The 7,647-nt window shown below is 31.9% G+C and carries 8 protein-coding genes; all 8 read left to right on the forward strand.

Going from position 1 to position 7,647, the window contains the following annotated elements; translation table 11 throughout:
- Positions 1-215 (forward strand): hypothetical protein (locus tag ACI32A_RS06910; protein ID WP_439754306.1); only part of this gene is annotated, 215 nt, incomplete at its 5' end.
- Positions 216-412: 197 nt separating this feature from the next.
- Entirely contained in the window at positions 413-1,675 is a 1,263-nt protein-coding gene (locus tag ACI32A_RS06915) for a PTS sugar transporter subunit IIC (RefSeq protein ID WP_439754307.1), read from the forward strand.
- 9 nt (positions 1,676-1,684) lie between these two features.
- Positions 1,685-3,574, forward strand: coding sequence for a BglG family transcription antiterminator (locus ACI32A_RS06920; RefSeq protein ID WP_439754308.1), 1,890 nt, complete (start codon positions 1,685-1,687; stop codon positions 3,572-3,574).
- A gap of 56 nt (positions 3,575-3,630) precedes the next feature.
- The gene (locus ACI32A_RS06925; RefSeq protein ID WP_439754309.1) at positions 3,631-4,959 is read left to right on the forward strand and encodes a 6-phospho-alpha-glucosidase; all 1,329 of its coding nucleotides are present in this window, start codon (positions 3,631-3,633) and stop codon (positions 4,957-4,959) included.
- A 12-nt stretch (positions 4,960-4,971) separates the two neighbouring features.
- Positions 4,972-5,265: a PTS sugar transporter subunit IIB gene (locus tag ACI32A_RS06930; RefSeq protein ID WP_439754310.1), complete on the forward strand. Its 294-nt coding sequence runs from the start codon at positions 4,972-4,974 to the stop codon at positions 5,263-5,265.
- Between the two features lies 1 nt (position 5,266).
- On the forward strand, positions 5,267-5,584 hold the full coding sequence (locus tag ACI32A_RS06935; RefSeq protein WP_439754311.1) for a PTS lactose/cellobiose transporter subunit IIA: 318 nt from the start codon (positions 5,267-5,269) through the stop codon (positions 5,582-5,584).
- 4 nt (positions 5,585-5,588) lie between these two features.
- Positions 5,589-6,194 (forward strand): hypothetical protein, encoded by a 606-nt coding sequence (locus ACI32A_RS06940; protein ID WP_439754312.1) that lies wholly within the window; start codon positions 5,589-5,591, stop codon positions 6,192-6,194.
- Between the two features lie 86 nt (positions 6,195-6,280).
- Positions 6,281-7,597 carry an MATE family efflux transporter gene (locus ACI32A_RS06945; protein WP_439754313.1) on the forward strand — a complete coding sequence of 439 codons (1,317 nt, stop codon included), beginning with the start codon at positions 6,281-6,283 and terminating at the stop codon, positions 7,595-7,597.
- Positions 7,598-7,647: the final 50 nt, after the last annotated feature.

The raw sequence follows: 7,647 nt of genomic DNA on the forward strand, positions 1-7,647 counted from the left end.
AAATGGATCGTGCCCAGAAAGTCGAAAATGCCAGGTTGGAAGGTAGAATAGAAGGTATAGAAATTGGTCTTGAAAAAGGAGAAAAAATTGGTTCTTTGAATACAATGAAAGAAAATATTAAAACAATGTATAAAAATAATTGTGATATACAATTTATCGCAAAAGTACTGGAACAAAGTGTAGAATTTGTACAGAATGTTTTGAATGAAAAATAGATGCTGGAGAAATCCAGCTTTTTTGTTATATCATTATAAAATTTATAGTAGAATTAATATAGTAAATATTCTAAACAAGTAGTTCATATTTCCTCATGAAGAGGAAAAAGTGAGTTTGTTTTCCAATATAAGAATCGATACTATATGGATGTAACATAGAAGTCGACGTCTAGTGTTCTAAAAAAGAGGAAAGGATAATGGAAAAATTACAAGCTACTTTAATGAAGTTTTTGATGCCAATTGCGAATAAACTAGAACAACAAAAACATATTCAAGCAATTAAAGACGGTATCGTTGCTTCTGTTCCTGTGATTATTGTCGGGTCGTTCTGTACAATTTTTTTAGGAATTAACAACTTAATTGGAAGCGGACCAATTTATGATTTTTTATCCGCAAACATGGGGATACTAACATATGCCTCAGCTTTTACCACTGATATGTTAGCCGTGTATGCAACATATTTTATTGCGAAATCATTGTCAGAAAAATATGACATTGCTGGAAGTCAGCCAGCTGTTACGGCACTGATTGTATTCTTCATTGTTTCATCTGTAATTCAAGATGGACAATTGTCAACTGCTTATTTAGGATCTACTGGATTGTTTCCAGGAATCATCATTGCTTTAGTAACAGTTGAAATTTATCATCTTTGTTACGCAAAGCAATTATATATCAAAATGCCTGAAAGTGTACCTCCAATGGTAAAAGACAGCTTTGCGGCTTTGGTTCCATTAGTTATCAATACAATCTTAGCTGTTGCAGTGGCTAATATTTCAACAGCTTTAGCAGGGGTTCCGTTCCCACAAGTATTAATGAATATTCTGGCTCCAGCTATATCATCAATGGATTCATTGCCTGCTTTATTGATCGTTATTTTCTTAACACAAATTCTATGGTTCTTTGGATTACATGGACCATCTATTACGTCCGCTGTCTGGGCTTCCTTTGCCATTGCGTATGGAGCTGAAAATATTGCAGCATATACAGCTGGGCAACCAGTGACACATATCTTTACATTTGGTATGTACTATGCCATTTTACAAGTTACAGGATCTGGTTTGACATTGGGATTGAATTTATTGATGATTAAATCAAAAGCAAAATCATTAAGTTCCGTTGGAAAAGTAGCTGTTGTTCCAGGAATTTTCGGAATCAATGAACCATTGATTTTTGGTACACCAATGATTATGAATCCATTCATGTTCATTCCATTTGTGTTTGGACCATTAATTTGTACAGTTATTGCATATTTTAGTATGACACTTGGAATTGTTGGAAAACCAATTGCTAATCCTCCTGGATTCTTGCCTCCTGGAGTTGGTGCCTTCTTAATGACATTGGATTGGAAATCCGTTGTATTGGTTTTCTTGCTCCTTGCTTTAATGACACTTATTTATTATCCATTCTTTAAGATGATGGAAAAAGAAGAATTAGAAAAAGAAAAATTATTAGAAAATTAGGAATAAATTATGCTGACAAAACGCCAACAAAGAATTTTACAACAAATTTTATCAAAACCTGGGATTCGTGGAAAAGAAATGGCTGATCTCTTTAAGGTATCGGCACGTACCATTCGAACAGAAATTTCCAATATCAATAAAAGTGAAAATTGTTTATTGATTACTTCGAGTGTAAAAACTGGCTATATTATTCATGAAGATTATCAGGACTTGGCTTATCAATTGGTGAGCCAAGATCTGGAAATTGAAGATAGTCCAGAAAATCGTATGTATCGAATTATAGGAACGATTTTATTTGATGAGGAATGTACTTTATTTGATTTATCCGATTGTTTAATGTTGTCAATGTCAGCCACAAAAAAAGAAGTCAATCGAACACTACAGGTTTTACAGCAAGTATATAATTGTACGTTGTTCAGTATAAAAAAAGAAGTTTGTATGTTGTGTATAGATGAAAATGAGATTCGTGATGTATTGCTTCGCATGGTAAAGGATGCTTTATTTCAAGAAGAAAATCAATCGCAAACGATTCTTCATCTGTTATTGGATGATTCTTATATTTTGCAGGAAACGGAATATGTCAAACAAGAAATGATGAGTATCCTGCATCGATTTGATGTTAAATTAACGGACATGGATTTTATGGTTCTTCTGTATGGAATCCAAATTTGTCGAGCTCGTAATTCCATGGGTTTTGCACTTGAAAGTAGTATAGAAGATATAGAAGAAATAATTCAAACTATTTGTCTTTCACTTTCCTACTTACAAAACGAAGATATTTCTTTTTTATCAAAGCTATATCATACTTTCAAGATTGCCAAAACCAATTTAAAATCTGAGATCAGTGAATTTTCAAATATTGTTTTTAATGAATTTTGTCAGGAAATCTTTGATAAGTATTCCATTGATTTAAAGGAATCCAGAGAACTGGCTCATAATATGTTAATTCACATAGAATATATGAATCGAAGAGTATTATCTGGATATGAATTAAGTAATCCATTATTAGATGAAGTCAAACACAAATATCCATTTTCATTTGAAATCAGTATGATGATTGTTCCCATCATCTTCAAATACAAACGAATCTATGTAAAAGAAGACGAGGTATCGTATTTATCCATTTATGTGGAACATTTTTTAGAAAACATCAACACTAAAATTAAAACCATTGTGATTACTTCACAACGACATAACGTAAAAAATATGTTACTGCAATGGTTAGAACAATATTTTAAAAACCAATTGGAAGTGGTTCGGGTAACGAGTCGTTTTTCAATGAATATGATGGATTTTTCTCATATTGAATTAATTGTTTCCATGAATGATTGTCTTCCAGTAGAAGGCGTAGAAACATATATGATATCGGGTTTACCAGATTTAGAAGATGTGGCTAAGCTGGATCGATTAATTCATCGCATTAAAATGAATAAACGAGTGATTCATTTATTAAGTGAATTTATTCCAGAAAACAATGTACACATTTACCAGGAAGCTATTTCTTTAGAAAATTGTTTATACGATGTATCTAAAAAATTAAAAGAAAAACAATGCATAGATGATGCCACTTCTTTTTGCGAAGACTTGATTTTAAGAGAAGTCAATTATCCAACGCATTTAGCCAATAAAATGATGATGCCTCATCCTTTATTTACTTTTGCGAATAAAACTTCTATTGAAGTCATTTTATTAAAAAAACCAATTATTCATCAAAACATAGAAACACAATTATTATTTGTTTTGGCTTTAGAGAAACGAACCGATGAAAAATTAGAACTCTTATTTGAATTTCTTCACCAGGCTTCGAATCATAAAGCCTATGTAGATCAATTATTGACTTGTATTTCAAATCATGAATTTATCGAACATTTATTAAATTTAAAATTAATAGAAGAATAAAATCAAACATTATCTAATGTATCAATTTATTTTCTAATAGAAAGTGAGAAAGTAAAATGAAAAAATTTAGTATTGTGATTGCAGGTGGAGGAAGCACATATACACCTGAAATAATTTTAATGTTGTTAGATAATTTAGACCGATTACCCCTTCGTTGTATTAAACTCTATGACAATGACGAAGAAAGACAAAACAAAGTCGCAAAGGCTTGTGAAATCTTAATTAAAGAAAAAGATCCATTCATTGAATATGTCGCAACAACCAATCCAGAAATTGCGTATACAGATGTTGACTTTTGTTTAGCACATATTCGTGTAGGAAAACTGGAAATGCGATCTTTGGATGAAAAAATTCCATTGAAATATGGTGTAGTCGGACAAGAAACATGTGGACCAGGAGGAATGGCTTATGGACTTCGTTCTATTCCAGGTGTTTTAGAAAACATTGATTACATGGAGAAATATTCACCAAATTGCTGGATGTTAAATTATTCTAATCCGGCTTCTATTGTAGCCGAAGCATGTCGAAGATATCGACCAAATTCTCGTGTTATCAATATATGTGATATGCCAATTGGAATGGAAAATACCATTGCCCGTATTTTAGGATTTAACAATCGCAAGGAAATGGATATACGTTATTATGGATTGAATCACTTTGGATGGTGGACATCCATTAAAGACAAAGAAGGAAACGAAAGAATTCATGATTTAATTGCACATCAATTACAATATGGAAACTGTTTAAAAGACGATGATGCCAGTCATTATACAGATTCTTCCTGGTTTAATACAGCTCGAAAAGTCAAAGACATTATTTCTGTGGATCCAACAATGTGTCCAAATTCTTATTTCCAATATTATTTATTTGGTGATGACATTGTAGCTCATACAAATCCAAATTACACACGTGCTGATCAAGTTGTAGATACACATGAAAAAAGAGTTTTTGGGGAATGTGCTCGCATTGCTCAAAATGGAAGTGCTAAAGATACAACGCTTCAAATTGGAATTCATGCTTCTTTTATTGTTGACTTGGCAACGGCTCTTGCTTTTAATACAAAAGAAAGAATGTTGTTGATTGTTCAAAATAATGGAGCCATTGAAAACTTTGATCCAGAAGCTATGGTAGAAATTCCTTGTATCGTTGGAAAAGATGGCTATGAACCATTGTCAATTGGAAAAATTCCTACTTTCCAGAAGGGATTGATGGAACAACAAGTTTGTGTTGAAAAATTAGTTGTCGATGCCTATGAACAACATAGCTACAATAAAATGTGGCAAGCATTGACATTATCAAAGTGTGTACCAAGTGCCAATATCGCAAAGAAAATATTAGATGATTTTATTGAAGTAAATAAAGAATATTGGCCTGAACTAAAATAGAAAGGATTGTTCATGAAAATTTTATTGTGCTGCAATGCTGGAATGTCAAGTTCCATATTAGTAAAGAAAATTCAAGATGCAGCGGTTAAAAATGGAGAAGACATTGAAGTCAAAGCCGTTGCCAATTCAGCAATTAAAAACGAAGTTGGAAAATGGGATGTTTGTTTAGTGGGTCCTCAATTGATGTTTGCGGTTAATTCCATTAAAACGCAATTAAATATTCCAGTGGGAGCAATTGAACCAAGAACCTATGCCATGGCAGATGGAGATGCAGCCATTAAATTCGCGAAAAAGTTATTAGGATAATATGGCAAATGTAGAAAGAATTTCAGAAATTGCGATGCAGGTGATCACTTTTTCTGGATTAGCAAAATCAAGTTATTTAGCTGCTTTAAAGGCTTATCGAAAACATGAAATGGATGAGTATAAAAAGCTCATTGAACAAGGTGATCAAGACTTTACGCAAGCACATGAAGCGCATTTATCTGTGCTTCAAGAAGAAATGAATACATGTATTCCACAAATAACAATGTTATTTGCACATGCAGAGGATCAATTAATGTCTGCAGAAACCATTAAGACATTGATTGTAGAAATTGTTGAGATTTTAGAAGAAAGGAAATAAATATATGGCTGCTTATAATATTTGGGCTGCAAGTAAGACTTTAAATGGATACGACACTGATTTAGTTGTTTCGATGGTACAAAAATGTATTCGTCGTCAACAAACAGAAAAAGCATGTCAAGCTGCATATGAATTATATACATCTGGACCTGTTTTCTTAGATAAATTATGGAGACGTTTGATTACAATTTCTGTTGAAGACATTGGATTTGGTAACTTGGATGCTGCTGTACAAGTGAATGCATTAAATCAAATGCGAAGAGAATTTCCATTTGATGATGGTGATCAACCAATGTATTTCATTCATGCAATTCGTATTTTATGTGAGAGTCCAAAAGATCGTTCAAGTGATTATTTGAAAAATATCATTATTAAAAATGCGGCAATGGGTAAATTATTTGAAATTCCAGACATTGCCTATGATAAACATACTGTAAAAGGTCAAGAAATGGGACGTGGGTCTAAACATTTCTTTGAAGAAGGAACAAAAGTAATTCCACAAATTGAAGTGGACAATGACTATCGTGAGCGTTATGGTAAAATTCTAGAAGAATATGATCCTAATAATGTTTGTGAAAAAGCGTTCAAATACAATACAGGACAATATTAATAGATAGACCAGCTTGTCTGGTCTATTGTTGCGTAGAATCTTAAACATCCCCTTTGAAACTGTTTAAGGACAAAAAGGAGGACTTTATGAACAATAAAATGGCGACAATGGAAATGAAAAAATTAATTCTATCGATGGCTTTTCCCATTATGATTTCAATGCTGGTTCAAGCACTTTATAATATTGTAGACAGTATTTTTATTGCTCATATATCACAAAATGCACTTACAGCTGTTTCTTTTGCATTTCCTATACAAACTATAATGATTGCGGTTGCCTGTGGAACAGCGGTAGGAATCAATACATTAATTTCACGTTATTTAGGTGAAAAAAAAGAAAAAGAAGCTACACAAATTGCTTTGCATGGCATTGTTTTATCACTTGTTAATGGATTTGTATTTGCTCTATTTGGGATATTTGGTATTCAATGGTTTTTAAAATTTTATACAAATAATTCTGAGATAATTGCACAGGGACAAAGTTATTTAAGAATATGTTTATTGTTTTCGTTTTCGATTTTTATACAAATTACTTATGAAAGAATTATGCAGGCGACGGGTCATTCCATATATAACATGGTAATGCAGGGAATGGGTGCTTTAATTAATATTGTTTTAGATCCTATATTGATTTTTAACTTTCAAATGGGAGTAACAGGAGCTGCCATTGCGACTGTAACAGGACAAATGATTGCCATGGCAATTGGTATCTGGATTACAAAATATAAAATAAAAGAAATTGAATTGAAAATGAAATATTTATCACTTTCTTTTTCGATGATCAAAAACATATATAAAATAGGGATTCCAGCCATTTTCATGCAATCTTTATTAAGTATAATGAATTTATTTATGAATTCAATTTTGGTTTCATTTGATGTATTGGCTGTGAGTGTGTTTGGAATTTATTTTAAAATTTCTCAGTTTGTTTATATGCCAATCAATGGAATCAATAATGCCATTATTCCTATTGTTTCTTTTAATTATGGAGCAAAAAACAAAGAAAGAATTCAACAGGCACTTAAATTTTCATTGTTTTTATCCATCGCATTAATGAGTATGGGAACCCTTTTATTTCAGTTATTTCCAGATTCCATATTATTTTTATTCGAGGCCAATGTAGAATTATTAAAAATAGGAATACCAGCATTAAAAACTATCAGCATTGGATTTATTTTTTCAGGCATTTCCATTATGTTTTGTTCGATTTTACAAGCAACCAACAAACAAAACTTGTCTTTACTTATTGGTTTACTTCGCCAAATTATTGTTTTAATTCCACTTGTATATGTTCTCATGCATATATTTGGACTTGAAACAGGATGGTTGGCATTTCCAATAAGTGAAGGAATATGTATGATTTTATGTATTGTTTTATATAAAAAGAAAGGAACAACAAAATGAAATACGATGTAGCCATTATTGGAGCCGGACCGGGAGGCATTTTCTCGGCT

It is taken from the genome of Floccifex sp. (genome assembly GCF_051873555.1).
GTDB lineage: Bacteria > Bacillota_I > Bacilli_A > Erysipelotrichales > Erysipelotrichaceae > Floccifex.